Source organism: Pseudomonas sp. Tul2A7 (assembly GCF_054790505.1).
Genome location: NZ_CP186499.1, coordinates 5,336,064 through 5,351,476, shown reverse-complemented (window position 1 = coordinate 5,351,476; position 15,413 = coordinate 5,336,064). Strand labels below are relative to the sequence as shown.

Here is a 15,413-nt window from a genome sequence, read left to right as displayed (position 1 = left end):
ACCTCACTCCGAAGCTGTAGCAGTGGGCGACGCCATGCGCGTCAACCCGGTGAAACCGGCCAGCACCAGGCTGCCATCGGCGGCCTGCACGACACTGGAAATCGGTTTGCCCAGCGGTTTGCCGAAAGGCTGCAGGGTTAGTGCGTCGCCCGTGGTGCGAAACATTGCGCCCGCCTGATTGACCACCAACAGCTGGCCGTCAGCGCTGCGGATCGCTTCACTGAAGGACACTGGCATCGGTACGGGCGCGGGCACGAAGCTGTTGCCGTCGTCGGTGGAAATGAACGCGTTGCCTTTCAGTCCTGCCGCCAGCAGCGCGCCGTCATCGCGCACTTGCAGGGCGAAAAAGCTGCCGCTGTACGGGCTGTCGAGCGCGACGAAAGATTGTCCACCGTCCTCAGAACGGGCCACATAGCCTTGCTCGCCGGCGATGAACCACCGCTCGCCGTGTTGCGCGATGGCATACAGATGCGCCCCCATCGGATTGTCGATATGCCCCATCAGCGACTGCCAGCTCACGCCGCCATCCTCCGTGGTAAACGCGAGGCCGTAGGCGCCGACGATCAGGCCGTGACGCGCATCGGTGAACTTGAGGCTCAGAAACGGTTTGTCCGCGCCTTCGCTAACCATCCGTTCGGCGGTTTGCACGCGTGCCGCCGCTGCATCGGGGTCAGTGGCTGTCGGCAGTTGCTCGCGTGCGGCGTGCAACTCCAGTTGCGCCGCGCGGTTGCCGTCCAGCTGCAACGCCCAGTTTTCGCCACCGTCGTGGCTGACCAGCACCGCACCGGCATGGCCGACCGCCCAACCCGTGTTGGCATCGACAAATTGCACCGCCGTAAGGCTGACGGAGACCGGCACCTGCGCCTGCCGCCAATTGATCCCGTTGTCATCGGAGAGCAAGACGATGCCGCGTTCGCCGACCGCCACCAACCGCGCACCTGCCCGCGCCAGATCAAGCAAGACCGCTTGCCGGGCCTGCGGCGCGCGCATCGCCGGGGTGTGCAATACATCCCCAACGGCAGCGGCCTGAGCCTGGCTCACGGGTAATACGCAAGGCAGCGCCAGCAGCGCTAACAACCGCCCGAGCACCTGACAGATTCTGTTCATACCGACCTCGAAACCACCTGTGAAACCGGATCGCCACACCTGTCGCGATCCGGCCCGATTCAACGAACCCCGGCACCCGCCATCGCCGCCGGCGAGAATTCAGACGCCTTGTAGCGATCGACCACACCGTATTGCTCAGGCAGGCCGGTGTAGACGTTCTGGATAAACCAGGCGCCGGAGGTCAGGTCGTAGAAACCCGAAGACAGCTGCGCTTGCGCTGGCAGATCCGGCAGCACGGCGGGCAGCGACCACAAGGTTTTGGCGAGTTGACCGTTGGCGTCCCAGCGATCGCCGAGCATGGCTTGCCAGGTGTCTTCGTCGAGGTAGTAGCGGCCCTTCGGCAATTGGTGACGCTTGCCCGGCGCGAGTTCGGCGTCTACCACCCACACGCGGTGCAACTCCCAGCGCACGTAATCGGGATTCATGTGGTGAGCCAGAAACAGGTCTTCCGGTTTGCCGGCCGTCAGGACTTTGTTGGTGTTGTAGGGGATATACATTTCCTGCTTGCCGACCAGTTTCCAGTCGAAGCGATCGATGCGCCCCTGGAACACGCTCAACTCATCGAACGACATCACCCCGGCGGTGGCCGGCGTCGGTGTGTCGCAGCAGGCATTCGGCAACTTGCGCACGCGGCGCTGGCCGGTCAGATAGACGTGAGCCTGGGACTTGTCGCCGTTGATATTGGTGCGCCCCATGATTTGCTCACCCGCACGCAATGGCGGGCCGACATTAAGCAGGCGGAACAGCCAGTAATCACCGGCGAAGCTTTCCGGCGTGCCGTCCTGGTAGTAATACGGCATGTCCTGGATCGCCTGGCCGTCGGTGGTCATCACCTGCTTGCCGTCAGCGGTCATCAGGTAATGCCGAAAGTGCATGGCCAGTGACGTGCCGCGCCAATTCAGGATGTGGTTCCACATGGCTTCGGCGCCGTTATGCGGAATCGGGAATGGAATCCCGCCAAACGCACCTTCGGGCACCGGTCCGGCGCTGCTGTCGACGAGTTTGGCGCGGGTGGCATTTTTCAGGGTGTTGTCATACACCCATTGCGGCGCAGCGGCCGTGCGACGGGTCGGATAGACATCGATGCGATAGGTGTCGGGAAAACGCTTGAACATCTCCTTGGTGCCATCGCTGAGCTTGCCGGCGTATTGCGCGAGGTTTTTCGAGGTGATGCTGAACAGCGGCTTGTCGGCCGCAAACGGATCGCTGCGTTTGCCGCCCGGTTTATACGTCGGGTCAACTTTGGTGTAACCGCCCTGCCAGGCCGGAATGCTGCCGTCGGCATTGCCTGCGCGCTCGGCACCCATTGGCGTGAGACTACTCGACAGTTTGGCGGCCTCTTCTGCGGTGGCCGCAGTCGCAACCTGGCTCAGGACGGTCAGCGTTCCGAGCAAGGCAAAGCACAGGGCCGTAAGGCGCGGGACACGATTGTGGTGGTGAGAAGTCATGCGCAAGTCCTCTTAAAACGTGGTCTTGACGGAGAAGGCGAGGTAATCCCGATCCTTCAGCGATTGCTTGTAATTGAACTGGCTGAGGCCGTTGAGGTTGGTGTCCTCGGCGCCGTAGTAATGCGTGTAGGTCAGGCCGGCCGTGACGCGATCGAGGTAAGTGGCGGTGATGCCGATGTTGATGTCGCCACCGTTGTCCGGGCCGAACGAACTGACCACCGCTGATTTGCCCAGCGGGAAATAACTGACGCCGACCGGAATGCTGATATCGATGCCGGAAAAGAACTGGCGGTAGGTCGGCGTGTAGACGACTTTGAAACCGAGGCCATCATCGGTGGCGTTCGGGTCCAGCGCGGCGCGATTTTTGCTGACGCTGAGCAGGCGGTTCCACGCCACTTCGCCGACCAGTCCGGACTCGCGGGCGATGAAGTTGGGGCCAAACGAAGCCAACACGTTCAGGTTGACGTGAGCAGTGCGACCGACCGCGTAGAGCGCGTCATCATCGTTGTCGGCGATGACGCCGGGCAGCACGGTCTGACCGTTTGAAACCAGCGGCATGTTCCAGCGCATCGACGCTTCACCGGCGAAGCTGTATTCGTCCACGGTGGTGGAAAAACTCGCGCCCAGCGCGCGAATATCTTCGGGGTAAACCCAGTAGTACTCGCCGATCTGGCCGGTGCTGAAGTTCGGCGCCGCCGTCGACGGTTTCAGATACAGCTTCGGCGTCTTGTCGTGGTACTGGATGGCGTAGAGGCCGTACTCGACGGTCTCAGCGCTGTATTTCAGTTGCAGACCGCCCTGCCCCGAACTGCGCGCTTCCTTGTCATTACCGTGGAAAAACGCCGCGGGACTGGCTGGGTTACCGCCAAGGAATGCCGGAAACGGCGCACCGACGATCAGACGTTCATTGCCTTCGCCGATGGTGTCGCTGGTGGAGAAATAGCTGCCAGCGGCGGGCAGTCGGGTTTCTTCCCACTCGAGTTGGTAGTAAGCGCCGAGCGATACGTCGTCAGTCAGTTGGAACGTGCCAGACAGTTGATTGACCGGACGGGTGATTTCCTTGAACTGCGTGTTAGGCACCGACTGCGCCTTGACCACGTCAACCGGGGCCATGCCACCGGCAATACCGTTGGCGCCGAAGAACAGGCTTTCACCCCAGATCAGGCCATGACGGCCGGCGCGCACCGACGTTGCGCGGTCGGCCACTTCACCGTTCCAGTAGACGAAGGCGTCGAGGATTTCGCCATCACCACCGTGCAAATGACGGGTGTCATCGGTGAACTCGTCGTAGCCGACCGACCGTGCGTTGGCACGGGACGGATCGTTATTGTCGTTGTTGCCTTGGTACTCGCTGTCGTACCACGCTGCGCCGCTCAAACGTGCGCCGAAATCCTGAAACGACAGATCCAGCTCCGAGAGGATGTCGGTGCGATTGGAGATCAGGCCTTTCTTGAACGCACGATCACCATCGTCCTGATTGAGCGCCACCTGACCCTCGGTCAACTTGCTGCTCGGATTCTGCGTGCGCCAGGCAGCGCTGTACTTGATCGTGTTATCCCAGCGCAGCTTGAAATCCGGGTTGCCGGTATCGATGTCGAAAGCGTGAGCGGCCTGGCTGCACAGCACCAGCAGCGCAGCAACGCTCAAACCAAAGGGTGCAGACGAGCAGACCGGGCGACGCGCGAGCGCCGCAGTCGTAGAACTAACCATCGCGTTAACCTCTTGTTTTTATAGTGGTAACTGCTGTGGATGAGTCGCAGGTGGGGATTAGATTGGCTCGGCAGTGCGCGCGAGCATTTGCTTGACCAGGCCAATGCGATCGAAGGCCCGGTCGTGTTGCATTTCCTTGTCGCCGGCCAGCACCGAGCTTTCGCTGATGTACTTGCAACGTTCGAAGCGCCGCGCCATGAAGCGCTGCAGCTGCTGCTCAACGCTGGTGGCGGCGGACTGCTCGCGAGTCAGTTCTTCGCTGAGCACAATTGCGTCTTCGATGGCCATGCCGGCGCCTTGACCGAGGTGCGGCGTGGTCGCATGGGCCGCATCGCCGATCAGCAGGACGCGTCCGCGATGCCACGGCTCATCGACGAACACCACTTCCATCGGCTTGTAGACGACCTGGCTGTTGTCGGTGATTTGCTCGCGCAGTTCGCCAATCAGCCCGGTAAAACCTTGCAGGCGCTGGCGCATCTGCGCAGCCAGATCGGCAGGATCCATCCACGGATTGGACGGCTCGTGGGACGTCAGAAACAGGTACATCAAGTTACCGGCCAGCGGCACCAGGCCGGCGTTGCCGTCGGCGCTTTGATAGTTGGCCAGATGATCGATCTGGGGCGCGCGGGGAAAGTTGTAGCGCCACACCGACTGACCAGTGAAACGCGGGGTGTAGGCATCGCCGAAGACCAGGCTGCGCACTTTCGAGAACAGTCCGTCGGCACCGACCACCAGGTCGTAGTGGCCGCGATTGCCGTCGGTAAACAACACGTCGACCTCTGTGCCGTTGTCGTCCAGCGCTTCCACACTCAGGCCCAAACGCACGTTGGCACCGAGTTGCAGGGCGGTTTCGCTGAGGACTTTGTGCAGTGCCAGGCGGGAAATACCGACGTTGGCGGGATACTGCGGGCCGGCCAGTCGCTGACCCGGAATGCGCGCCAGTTGCTGTCCGCCGGGGCCGTAGATGGCGACGTCTTCGAAGGCATACGCGGCGTCCAGATAACCATCGAGAACGCCGAGCTTGGCCATTTCACGGACGACGTTGCTCTGTTGAATAATCCCGACGCCATAGACTGTCCATTCGGACTTGAGCTCGATCAGATCGACCTCGATACCTTTACGCCGCAAGGCGATGGCCGCACACAAGCCGCCGATACCACCGCCCACGATCAGAACGTTGTTCACTGCACTCATGGTGTTCTCTCTTTTTATTCTTGTGATCGATGCTGCGTCGGGCACGGCATCGTTGGGTGAAGCTTCCCGGCAAAGCAGGGATTTGACTAATCGCGAGTAAGGATGCGATGTATCGCCGTACGCGATACCTCGATTTATCCCGGCAGCGGCAACTCTTCAGGCATTTGCACCAGCAGCCAGCCATCCTTCTCGCTGAACGGCAGCGCCTCCAGTCTCTGGCCCAGGCACGGGCCGTAGATGCACTCGCCCGTCGCCGGCAGAAATTGCGCGCCGTGGGCGTAGCAGACGATCAGTTGGCCATCGGCGGACAGGAAGCGGTCCTTGCGGTACTCCAGGCGCACGTCCAGATGCGGACAACGGTTGCGATAGACCCGCACCTGATCGTCATGACGCAGGGCAAACACGCTGTCGCGCCCCTGCGCCAACGGATCGAATCCGCGCGCCCGGCCCTCCTCCAGTTCGTCCAGCCGACACAATGGCTGCGCAATAGCGCTCATGATCAGCGCGGCCCTCAACCGAGCTTCGGCGGCGGACCGCCTGGGGCCCATTTTTCTTTCGCGCTGAACAGGAACAACTGCGAGTTATCCGCCGAAAGAGGAGCGCAACGAGCCTCCCAGGCGTCATCGTGCTTGTCCATGTCAGCGTCGTATTCAATGTGGCAGCCCAGTGGACTGTTGAAGTACCAGAACCAGTTGGAGCCAAACAGGTGACGGCCCGGGCCCCAGAAACTGGTCCAGCCTTTTTGCTCGAATCGCGTCCCGGCCAGCAGCACTTCGGTGCCACTGCCCATGTGGAAGGTGAAGTGTTCGCAGCCTTTCATGTGCGGCGGGGTCTGGATCATGAACAGGCAATGGTGATCGTCAGAGCCTGCCGGGCGCATGAACGGCCCGGCGCCAATGAAGGTGTCGGTGGTGCGAAAACCCAGGCGCTCGGCGTAGAAAGCTTCTGCTTTCGCTGCGTCGGGCACGAAATACACCACGTGCGACAAAGTGCGCGGAGCAGCGCCCATATCGAGGCTAATGCCGGGCTGGTTAAGCGGCCGCTGTGGCGCATGGCCGGCGGCGTTGGTCAGGTCATCCGGCGCGCTGTAAGGCTTGCGTACGCTGACCTGAAAAGCGATGGCGAAACCCATGTCGTCAACGCTGTGCAGCACGCCGTGCTGATCACGACGGACGCTACGATCACGGGCCAGTTCATCTTCGATGGCATCCAGATCGCTGATCGCGCCGACCCCGTAGACCGTCTCGCGAATCGACGGCGCCGGGCCGATTGCCGCCGGCAAATCAGGATCGTCGGCTCGACGGATAATCACCGCGGTGCCATCCAGCGCTTCGAAACGCCCGCCGTTGCTGTCAACGCCGACCGGCGCAAGGCCGTAGTCGCGCAGGCAATCGGTGCAGGCTTGAATGTCATCGACGCCAAAGATAAGGGCATCAAGGCCAATGATGTTCATGGCTTACCACTCCATTGAAATTATGATCCGGTGACTGTCGCCATGGACGCCTTGCAGCGCGCCGGGCCTGACTGGAAACCGGTGGTGGTGTCGGCTGCAGGGCCGACTGCGGCGAAGATTGGCGTACGGGCTGAGCGCTGACTAATCGCGAGTCGGGATGCGACCTATCGGCAAACGCGATACCTGCGACGAAGGTTGACGTGCCGATGGATTCGTTCGAATGTATTGCGAAAATAAATACAAGAACGGACCTGCCCATGCGTTTCAACCATCTGGATCTGAACCTGCTGGTCGCGCTCGATGTATTGCTCGAAGAGCAGAACATCACCCGCGCTGCCGAACGCCTGCACATGACCCAATCCGCCACCAGCGGCGTGCTCGCGCGATTGCGCACCTACTTTGAGGATGAGCTGTTGGTCCAGGTCGGACGCAAGATGCAGCCCACGCCCTACGCCACGGAACTGGCCAAACCGGTGCGTGAAGTCCTGCTGACGATCCAGTCCTCGATTACCGCCAAACCGGTGTTCGACCCGGCCACCAGCAAGCGTCATTTTCGCTTGGTGACCTCGGACTATCTGATCAGCGTGCTGTTCGCCCAGGTGATCCAGAACATTCATCAGCAAGCGCCCAACATCACTTTCGAAATGCTTGGCCCCAGCGACAATTCCGGCGAGTTGCTGGTACGTGGTGAGGTCGATCTGATGATTGTTCCCGAGCGCTACATCATCGAAGGCCACCCTTCACGCCTGCTGTTCGAGGAAGAACACGTGTGCGTGGTGTGGCAAGGCAATACGCAAGTCGGCGACACCCTGACCCTTGAGCAGTACATGGAGATGGGCCATGTCTCGGTGGGCTTCGGCCGTACCCGGCACATGAGCATCGAAGAATGGTTCATGAATCAATACGGCTTCAATCGGCGCATTGAAGTGATCACCAGCGACTTCAATACCCTGCCGCAACTGATTGTCGGCACGCAGCGCATCGCCACGATGCACCAGCGTCTGGCGAACCTCTACGCGCACTATCTGCCACTGCGCATCCTGCCGCCACCGGTGAAAATCCCGGTCATGCGCGAGTACATGTTGTGGCATCGCAGCGTTGACGGCGACCCGATGCACCGCTGGCTGCGCGAACGCATCAGCGAATCCATCCAGCATCTGCAACACGTGCCCATCGTATCTCGCGATACCTCGTATCCGCCGTCACGATTGGCCAATTAGTCGGGTGATCCTTAACGTGCCTTGGGAATGCCAAGGCAACCATAAGGACAACAATAATCATGTTTCGCTATTTCCCGACCAACTACGTTTGGAATCTCTCTGTCGACCTGGCCATTGAAATGGGCGCGCGCATGGGCGAAATCGAAGAGATGTGCGCCCCGCTGCAGGAGGCGGCCAAGCAGCCGGACGCGTCCGGCACCCGCGCCTTTCGCGAAACCTGGGCGAAAATGGCTGACAAGCTCTGCGGTCTGGCCGAGGAAGACGAAGGCAATGGCCGGATGCTCTCGGCTGGCGAAAAATACAACCGCGCCGCCACCTATTATCTGACCTGCGAGCGCCTGCAAGCGCACGGTGCGCCGGGCCGTACCGAGCTCTATCAACGCTTCCTGCAAACCTTCAAGCGCGGCATCGAACTGTCGCGTGAAAACTGTGAGCGGGTAGAAATCCCCTACGAGGGCAAACATCTTTCCGGCTTGCTCGTGCGCGCCGAAGGCGTCGAAGGGCCGGCGCCGATACTGGTGCAGGTCAACGGTCTGGACTCGACCAAGGAAATGAAATACCGCGTTGGCCTGCCAGCCTGGCTGGCGAAACGCGGCATCTCTTCGCTGATCATCGACCAGCCCGGCACCGGCGAAGCGCTGCGCCTGCATGGCCTGACCGCACGATTCGACAGTGAACACTGGGCCAGTCGCGTGGTGGACTGGCTGGAAACCCGAAGCGATGTTGACGCTGCACGCATTGGACTCGAAGGCGTCTCGTTGGGCGGTTATTACTGCCCGCGCGCGGTTGCGTTCGAACCACGCTTCGCCTGCGGCGTCGTGTGGGGCGCCAACCATGACTGGCGTGATGTGCAAAAGCGTCGACTGGAAAAGGAAGGCAGCTTCCCGGTGCCGCACTACTGGGCGCATGTCTGCTGGGTATGGGGCGCCAAGGACGTCGAAGAGTTCATGACCATCGCCGAAAACGTCCACCTCGATGGCGTGCTCGATCGGATCAAGGTGCCATTCCTGGTGACCCATGGTGAGCAGGATTCGCAGATTCCGTTGAAATGGGCGCATCGCACCTACGAACAACTGGTCAACAGTCCAAAATGCGAACTGAAAATCTTCACCGAGCGTGAAGGCGGTGTGCAGCATTCGAGCTTCGACAACAGCATCAATGCAGGGCAATACATTGCTGACTGGGTTGCCGAAACCCTCGGCGGTCGCACCGCTTGATCTACTGAAAAACACGCCATAAAAAACGCCGGATAATCTTTCGATTCTCCGGCGTTTTGCATTAACGGATTCAAGCGCTGGCGCAGCTATTGATGCCGTCAATACGCAGCCATCGATGCAATCTGCTGGTCGTCCCCTCGCCTGCTCTCTAGCCTCTCTTTGCATAACAATCACATAGCGAAGACGCCATGACTGCCCTGCACCTGAAATGCCAGACCCTGTTTGACGGCACCGGACTGCAAACCCGCCAACAACAGACATTGATCGTCGAAAACGGCCTGCTCAGTTACGTCGGCGCTACCGCGTTGGCACCCGCTCCCCAGCCAGGCGATACACAGGTGGATGCGGGGGATGATTTCGTGATGCCGGGGCTGGTGGATGTGCACACGCATCTGGCCTTCGGCAACGCGCAAAGCGAAGAAGACATTGACCTGTGGACCAGTGACGAGTTTCGCGCATTGCGCGGGATGTTCTTCGCGCAACACGTACTGGCCGCCGGCGTCACCAGCATGGTCTGCCCCGGCGACAGCGGCCAGCTCAGTATCGCCGTGCGCAATGCGGTGACCGCTGGTTTATTTGAAGGTCCGAGGATCGCGGCCAGCAGCCGCGTCATCACCAATCGGCAGAGTCTGAATGACTGGTTCCCGAGTCGGGTGGGCGCCCCGGAATACTTCACCGCGCAGTTGGTCACCAGCCGTAGCGATGCGCTCTCAGAAATTCGCAAGCAGGCCAAGGATGGCGTTGATCTGATCAAGATTGCCATGGACGGCACGCACCGCCGCCCCAACGGCGAAATCATTGCGGCCTTCACTGCCGACGAAACCTTCGAAATGGTCGAGGAAGCGCATCGTCTGGGCTGCAAAGTCGCCACCCATGCCTACGGTCGCGAAGCCGTAATGTACGCGGCGCGTGCGGGCGTTGATCTGGTTTTCCATGCCTTTTACATGGACGACGCGTGCATCGAAGCGTTGCTTGAGGCCGGCAGCATCCTTGCCCCTACCATGACGTTCCCGCAGAACACCGTGGATTTCTGTCAGCCCCATGATCCGGCCATCAGCACGGGTTATGCCGGTTATTGTGCTCGCACATTGGAGGTAGGTTCGGCGGTACTCAAACGGGCCAAAGCGGCTGGCGTACCCTTTGCCTGCGGCAGTGACAGCGGCTTCGCGGTGACGCCTTACGGAGAGTGGCATGCTCGTGAGCTGGAGTTGCTGGTGACTCGGCTTGGATTCACACCGGCCGAAGCCTTATACGCCGCGACCGCTGTCGGTGCGCGCTGTATGCCGCGCGGTGAAACTCTCGGCTCGCTGCAAGTGGGCAAGCAGGCAGACTTCCTCGTGCTTGATGGCTCACCACTGGATGACATCCGCATCCTCCAGGATCGTTCGCGCCTGAAGGCCGTTTACAAGGCCGGCCAACCGGTGCGTATGGATCGCAGCCCCTACAACCCCAAGCAGGTGTCCGATTTCAACTCACTGAAATGGACCGATCTTTACACCCGCGACCGCGTTACTCAACTGGGCAAGTGGGCTGTATGAGGACTGAGATCATGCAACGACTCGACTTGCTGACCGCCACGAACATGGCGAGCGATGCCATCCGCATCGCTCGGGAAACCGGGATCAAGCCCTTGGGCGTCGCAGTACTGGATGCCGCCGCCCATCCCTTGGCGATTTTGCGCGACGAACACGCCACTTTCCTGCGCACGCAAATCGCCACCGGCAAGGCGCGTGGCTGCCTGGGCATGGGTTTTGGCGGACGTGAGCTGGCGCGGCGCGCGCAGGCCATGCCGGCGTTTTTCGATGCGATCAACAGTTTGACCGGCGGCGAGGTGATTCCAGTAGCGGGCGGCGTGCTGATTCGTAATGTCGAGGGCATGGTGCTCGGGGCCATCGGCATCAGCGGCGATACCTCGGACAACGACGAGCGTTGCGCATTGCTGGCCATCGCTAAAGCCGGATTAGTCGCCGACAGCGGCGATCAGACAGAGGGTTGATCGAGCAACGCGGCCTGTTCCAGAAGCAGGCCGCGAAACCATTGCATGGCCGGGTCATGCTCTTGATAGGGATGCCATTGCAAGACTTGAACGGCCTCTGGGAAAGCCAGCGGCGCCGGGTGGACGCGTAATGGATAACACTGGGCGAAGCGTTGCGCCTGTCGTCGAAACACCGTGGCAATGCGTGCGGTACCGACAATGAATTGCGGCATCAGCACAAAGCTTTCAACGGTCACGGCCACTTGTCGCTCAATCCCGAGTTCATGCAGGTGCATGGCATCCATCGCCAGGTTGTGCCCGTCGGCAAACTCGCGCACCACATGCGCTGCGGCGCGATAGTCGGCCATGCTCAGTTGCTCGGCAAACTGTGGCTGTTGCGCGCAGACGATGCAACACAGCTGGTCAGTCATGAGCCGCACATGGGGATAGGCCGGATTCAGCCGTCGCTGCGGCACGATCACGCAATCACTGCGCCGATAATCGAGCGCTTCGCTGACGACATCACCGTCGCGTGGCACCGGCATGTCGCGCAGGCTCAAGCGAATATTCGGAGCGACACGCGCCAAAACACGGCTGACAGCCGGAAGCAGCACGTCGGCGACGTAATCGGAGGCTACGAGGGTGATGTGCCGGTCGCAGTTCGCCGGGTCAAAATTCAGGGGTGCATCGACGATCTCCCGGGTCAGTGCCAACGCAGCACGTACCTTTGGCAGCAACTCCAGACCCAGCGCAGTGGGTTCCAGGCGGCGCCCCACTTGCACCAGTAACGGGTCGTTGAAATGTTCACGCAAGCGGCCCAGTGCCGAACTGGCAGCTGACTGCCCCAGGCACAGGCGCTCGGCCGCTCTGCTGACGCTGCATTCGCTCAACAAGGCGTCCAGCGCAACCAACAGATTAAGGTCGAGGCGTCGATATCGCATGTGGGTTTCGCTGAAGGTGATGGTGACGTTTTTGCCACTGTTTACGGGCAGGATCAAAAACGAATCATGACCTTAGCGAGCTGTGTACCCATGCGCCAATCGCATGCGTCGTTGGGAGGTATCGCTAACGAAGATACCAAGCGCCAATGCGCGTAATTAGTTACTCATGGGAAGCCACTAATAGAAGGGGCAACACACACCATCGATTATCTAGTAGGTAAGCAAAAGCGCTGCGATCACTTTTGATCGAGAGCAACTTATAGGTTGCTCGAAAATTGATGCTCGTGGATGACGGTAGTCGGTCAGAAGCAACCGCTCGGGAATGGGGTCTTTTGACCAGACGCTCACGCACCCGAACGGTTGCATGGACTGATAGAGAAAATCTGCTTTAACGCCTCCACCCTCTGCAAAGGGCCGACACTTTGATGAACTCATTCACTGAGCATGTCGCCAGTTTGACGTCTTTTTCTTACACAATTGATCGTCAAAAGCACACCGGCTGCAATGCCTTGTGTTCCGCACATAAGCCAGATTAGGCCTATGTGAAAAAGGACCCAGGCACTCAAACCTAGAATCAGTGTTAACAAAACCCCAAGTAAAAGTAGTGGCAGGTGTTGCACAGAGGGGCTGTCCTCCAGCGAGTCGGAAAAAATGCTCCAGCATGCCCATTGCGAAAACAGCGACACCAGAAGCCACAACATGATCACGCCCCAACCTGAAAAGGATTGTGAGGTGAACAGGTTGATCGTCGAGGTGATGGTGATCCAAAGAGTGAAGACGAATGTAGTGCTTGAAGGTACGGTATAGGCTGGAAGGGCAATGGCTATCTGAATCAACTTGAGTGTTTGCAATCGAGTCATTCATACGCTCCCTGCGAGTTGAATTTTACCGCGCCCTTTGGACTCTTCAGTGACTATAGATCAGGAGTTCTTTGAGGGGAGTATGCTGACGGTCAGCTCTTGGCCGATTGCTGTCTTTGGGAAGGTCCGCAGTCGACCCATAGCTGTCATTAAATTGAGGTAACGAAGCGGGTTTCGAGGCCTACACTTACTGACGGTAGCGCATTAATCAATACGACGGCATCGTCGCCCTGGTTAAGGTAGATCAACGAGTCACCGGTCTCGAACGTAACTCTGAATCCGGCCAGCCAAGGCTCTTGTCCGTTGAAAGAGTCAAGAATTCCCTCAACTGCGCAAATTTTTGTGTTCTCAAGGTGGGTTGCTGACAGATCCGCAAGCAGGTTTTCCCTCTTCCAGGAGCAGGTCACGTTTGGCTCTATCTCGAAGGGAGTCGGCGTATCAGAAGGAAACAAGTCCGCACCGACTCTCTCGCCATCACTCAAGAGATACATGGATAGAACTTCTCCTTCGCCAAAACGCCACTCTAGAGAACCTGTGTCTCCCAGATCTTTCTCGTCGTTGAAATAGTACTGGTCGTGCAGCAGCACCCTCAGCCGTTTTCCCAAAAGCGAACGTGCGTTTTGCAGGTCTAGGACAGCTCTTGTAGGGGATGGGGAGTGTCGGCTAGACATCGGCATCTCATATAGGATGGAAGAGAGGCAGATACTACACAAACGCTATTACGTCCGCTTCTGGCCGATTGCTGCTGGTCGCGACCGTAGGTGATTGGTGCTAGATACGAAGAACCGCGTGAACTTGTATTAATTTCTTAGCCAGTTCAGCCAGAGCATTTCAGGGACTTCGGATCGAATGACACATTGGCCATACTTCGAATGTCAGGTACTGGTTGCCATTCAGCAGTGGTGGAGTCGATTTCGCGCAGAGTCCATTGCTGGGGGCCGGACCAGGACAGTTCTATGTAGGGGCCTTCAAGTACTTCGTTCGCTATTAACATGTCGACTTCGTCGGCAGGTCCCGGGAGCATGCCTCCGACAGCAATGGGCACGCGCTGATGCAAAAGGCTGTTGAGCATGCACAACAACTCGGCACGTGATGTGTAATGCACTCTGTAATCCCCGACTTCTGTGTAGGCAAACACCAGGCTGCCGGAAACGGAGTCGACGGAGCTGATCCGGTGGCAGGCCTAACCCCTTTGAATACCGTAGTTTGATAACTGCGCCCCTTTATGTAGTTCGCTTTATGAGCTCGACGAGCTTCGCGGCTTCATTGCGCAATTCATCGAATCTTTCGTTTAGCACAACATGACCCAGCTTCCAGCAAAGGACGCCATTCTCATCACTTTGGCCAAGAATGAGATCATTGAATGAGCCCATTCCACCATAGGCTGACTGTAGGTACTCAATTCCGGAGTAATCAGAATCCATTAAGCGTGCTCTTGCCTTACGCATCCACAGGCTCCAGTGAGTATCTCCATCGCTCTCAAGCATTGCTGCAAGCTGATCAAGAACGCAGATCAGCTCTTCGGTTTTAGGTCCCATTTCTTGACATCGTCCAAGGTGAATCACGGTATGGGAAGGAACCCCACCGCCGAGTATTTTTCGTCAGTCTCGCTACATAAGCTACTGTTTTGCAATCAGGTTGTCCAAGGGCCGCTTTTGGCCGATTGCTGCCGGTCACCAAGGCCGCAATCGCCCATAGCTCCCGGTGAGGAACGGTAGATTTTGGCCACAACCGGACACTTGCCCCCCCCCGAAACTTTGTTGAGTCCGTCTGATCGTCTACGAAAGAAGCGCTCGCAACGGAGCTGGAATGGGTACAACTTCCTTACTTTCCGGTGAGACACAAACGTGTGTGACATTCGCGGTAAATGCCAGCACGCCTTCGCCTATAAACCCCTCAACAAAAAAAGTAAAAGAGTGCTCGCCCAACCTGGCCACGCCAACTTTAATAGTCATTTCGTCATCCCACGTCAGCGGAGCCAGCAACTCGATCGACATCGCACGCACCGGCGGCAATATATTAAAACTCATCACCGCTCTAAGCCCCGGCCCCCCTACCCATCTGTCGAGTGCTACACCAATGGCCTCTACAGCAAAATGTGAGAATCGCGGGGTGTAAACCACCCCTGCCGGATCACAATCTCCGAACAAAATAGTTCGACTTATAAAAACCGCGTCAGGCATTAACTCCCCCCTACTCGCCAGCGTCAGGCCGATATCGATGAGTTCTTTTCACTCGGCCATCAAGGGCTTCTGCCTTTGATGGCCGGCGATTGTCCCCACATCAGC

The 15,413-nt window shown here is 58.9% G+C and carries 15 protein-coding genes; 4 read left to right on the top strand and 11 right to left on the bottom strand.

Annotated elements, in window-relative coordinates; genetic code table 11:
- Window positions 1-3: 3 nt before the first annotated feature.
- From ACOYXJ_RS23930 to ACOYXJ_RS23905, 6 genes are all read right to left on the bottom strand, one after another.
- A complete protein-coding gene (locus tag ACOYXJ_RS23930; protein WP_460371842.1) occupies window positions 4-1,107 on the bottom strand; it encodes a WD40/YVTN/BNR-like repeat-containing protein in 1,104 nt (367 codons plus the stop codon).
- 59 nt (window positions 1,108-1,166) lie between these two features.
- Window positions 1,167-2,555: a DUF1329 domain-containing protein gene (locus ACOYXJ_RS23925; RefSeq protein ID WP_460371840.1), complete on the bottom strand. Its 1,389-nt coding sequence runs from the start codon at window positions 2,553-2,555 to the stop codon at window positions 1,167-1,169.
- 12 nt (window positions 2,556-2,567) lie between these two features.
- Window positions 2,568-4,265, bottom strand: coding sequence for a DUF1302 domain-containing protein (locus ACOYXJ_RS23920; protein ID WP_460371838.1), 1,698 nt, complete (start codon window positions 4,263-4,265; stop codon window positions 2,568-2,570).
- 57 nt (window positions 4,266-4,322) lie between these two features.
- Entirely contained in the window at window positions 4,323-5,459 is a 1,137-nt protein-coding gene (locus tag ACOYXJ_RS23915; RefSeq protein WP_007910244.1) for an FAD-dependent oxidoreductase, read from the bottom strand.
- A 134-nt stretch (window positions 5,460-5,593) separates the two neighbouring features.
- Window positions 5,594-5,956, bottom strand: a complete 363-nt coding sequence (locus ACOYXJ_RS23910) for a Rieske (2Fe-2S) protein (protein ID WP_460371836.1) — start codon at window positions 5,954-5,956, stop codon at window positions 5,594-5,596.
- Between the two features lie 14 nt (window positions 5,957-5,970).
- On the bottom strand, window positions 5,971-6,912 hold the full coding sequence (locus ACOYXJ_RS23905) for a VOC family protein (protein WP_460371834.1): 942 nt from the start codon (window positions 6,910-6,912) through the stop codon (window positions 5,971-5,973).
- A 257-nt stretch (window positions 6,913-7,169) separates the two neighbouring features.
- Between ACOYXJ_RS23905 and ACOYXJ_RS23900 the strand changes: the two genes are divergently transcribed.
- From ACOYXJ_RS23900 to ACOYXJ_RS23885, 4 genes are all read left to right on the top strand, one after another.
- Window positions 7,170-8,132, top strand: a complete 963-nt coding sequence (locus ACOYXJ_RS23900; protein WP_007910238.1) for a LysR family transcriptional regulator — start codon at window positions 7,170-7,172, stop codon at window positions 8,130-8,132.
- A 59-nt stretch (window positions 8,133-8,191) separates the two neighbouring features.
- Entirely contained in the window at window positions 8,192-9,349 is a 1,158-nt protein-coding gene (locus tag ACOYXJ_RS23895) for an alpha/beta hydrolase family protein (protein ID WP_460371832.1), read from the top strand.
- 188 nt (window positions 9,350-9,537) lie between these two features.
- Window positions 9,538-10,887 carry a metal-dependent hydrolase family protein gene (locus tag ACOYXJ_RS23890; RefSeq protein ID WP_460371830.1) on the top strand — a complete coding sequence of 450 codons (1,350 nt, stop codon included), beginning with the start codon at window positions 9,538-9,540 and terminating at the stop codon, window positions 10,885-10,887.
- An 11-nt stretch (window positions 10,888-10,898) separates the two neighbouring features.
- Window positions 10,899-11,345 (top strand): GlcG/HbpS family heme-binding protein, encoded by a 447-nt coding sequence (locus tag ACOYXJ_RS23885; protein ID WP_460371828.1) that lies wholly within the window; start codon window positions 10,899-10,901, stop codon window positions 11,343-11,345.
- Here the strand turns inward: ACOYXJ_RS23885 and ACOYXJ_RS23880 are convergent.
- The 5 genes from ACOYXJ_RS23880 to ACOYXJ_RS23860 form a co-directional block, all read right to left on the bottom strand.
- Entirely contained in the window at window positions 11,330-12,265 is a 936-nt protein-coding gene (locus ACOYXJ_RS23880; RefSeq protein WP_460373019.1) for a LysR family transcriptional regulator, read from the bottom strand. The genes ACOYXJ_RS23885 and ACOYXJ_RS23880 overlap by 16 nt on opposite strands.
- A 431-nt stretch (window positions 12,266-12,696) precedes the next feature.
- On the bottom strand, window positions 12,697-13,125 hold the full coding sequence (locus ACOYXJ_RS23875; RefSeq protein ID WP_150776153.1) for a hypothetical protein: 429 nt from the start codon (window positions 13,123-13,125) through the stop codon (window positions 12,697-12,699).
- 149 nt (window positions 13,126-13,274) lie between these two features.
- Window positions 13,275-13,796, bottom strand: a complete 522-nt coding sequence (locus ACOYXJ_RS23870; RefSeq protein ID WP_460371826.1) for a hypothetical protein — start codon at window positions 13,794-13,796, stop codon at window positions 13,275-13,277.
- A gap of 552 nt (window positions 13,797-14,348) precedes the next feature.
- The gene (locus ACOYXJ_RS23865) at window positions 14,349-14,663 is read right to left on the bottom strand and encodes a DUF6966 domain-containing protein (RefSeq protein WP_150776685.1); all 315 of its coding nucleotides are present in this window, start codon (window positions 14,661-14,663) and stop codon (window positions 14,349-14,351) included.
- Between the two features lie 240 nt (window positions 14,664-14,903).
- On the bottom strand, window positions 14,904-15,308 hold the full coding sequence (locus tag ACOYXJ_RS23860; protein ID WP_460371824.1) for an acyl-CoA thioesterase: 405 nt from the start codon (window positions 15,306-15,308) through the stop codon (window positions 14,904-14,906).
- Between the last annotated feature and the right edge of the window lie 105 nt (window positions 15,309-15,413).

Coding starts and splice junctions, on each gene's coding strand:
- ACOYXJ_RS23930 (WP_460371842.1), bottom strand. CDS start 1,107: ATGAACAGAATCTGTCAGGTGCTCGGGCGGTTGTTAGCGCTGCTGGCG.
- ACOYXJ_RS23925 (WP_460371840.1), bottom strand. CDS start 2,555: ATGACTTCTCACCACCACAATCGTGTCCCGCGCCTTACGGCCCTGTGC.
- ACOYXJ_RS23920 (WP_460371838.1), bottom strand. CDS start 4,265: ATGGTTAGTTCTACGACTGCGGCGCTCGCGCGTCGCCCGGTCTGCTCG.
- ACOYXJ_RS23915 (WP_007910244.1), bottom strand. CDS start 5,459: ATGAGTGCAGTGAACAACGTTCTGATCGTGGGCGGTGGTATCGGCGGC.
- ACOYXJ_RS23910 (WP_460371836.1), bottom strand. CDS start 5,956: ATGAGCGCTATTGCGCAGCCATTGTGTCGGCTGGACGAACTGGAGGAG.
- ACOYXJ_RS23905 (WP_460371834.1), bottom strand. CDS start 6,912: ATGAACATCATTGGCCTTGATGCCCTTATCTTTGGCGTCGATGACATT.
- ACOYXJ_RS23900 (WP_007910238.1), top strand. CDS start 7,170: ATGCGTTTCAACCATCTGGATCTGAACCTGCTGGTCGCGCTCGATGTA.
- ACOYXJ_RS23895 (WP_460371832.1), top strand. CDS start 8,192: ATGTTTCGCTATTTCCCGACCAACTACGTTTGGAATCTCTCTGTCGAC.
- ACOYXJ_RS23890 (WP_460371830.1), top strand. CDS start 9,538: ATGACTGCCCTGCACCTGAAATGCCAGACCCTGTTTGACGGCACCGGA.
- ACOYXJ_RS23885 (WP_460371828.1), top strand. CDS start 10,899: ATGCAACGACTCGACTTGCTGACCGCCACGAACATGGCGAGCGATGCC.
- ACOYXJ_RS23880 (WP_460373019.1), bottom strand. CDS start 12,265: ATGCGATATCGACGCCTCGACCTTAATCTGTTGGTTGCGCTGGACGCC.
- ACOYXJ_RS23875 (WP_150776153.1), bottom strand. CDS start 13,125: ATGACTCGATTGCAAACACTCAAGTTGATTCAGATAGCCATTGCCCTT.
- ACOYXJ_RS23870 (WP_460371826.1), bottom strand. CDS start 13,796: ATGTCTAGCCGACACTCCCCATCCCCTACAAGAGCTGTCCTAGACCTG.
- ACOYXJ_RS23865 (WP_150776685.1), bottom strand. CDS start 14,663: ATGGGACCTAAAACCGAAGAGCTGATCTGCGTTCTTGATCAGCTTGCA.
- ACOYXJ_RS23860 (WP_460371824.1), bottom strand. CDS start 15,308: ATGCCTGACGCGGTTTTTATAAGTCGAACTATTTTGTTCGGAGATTGT.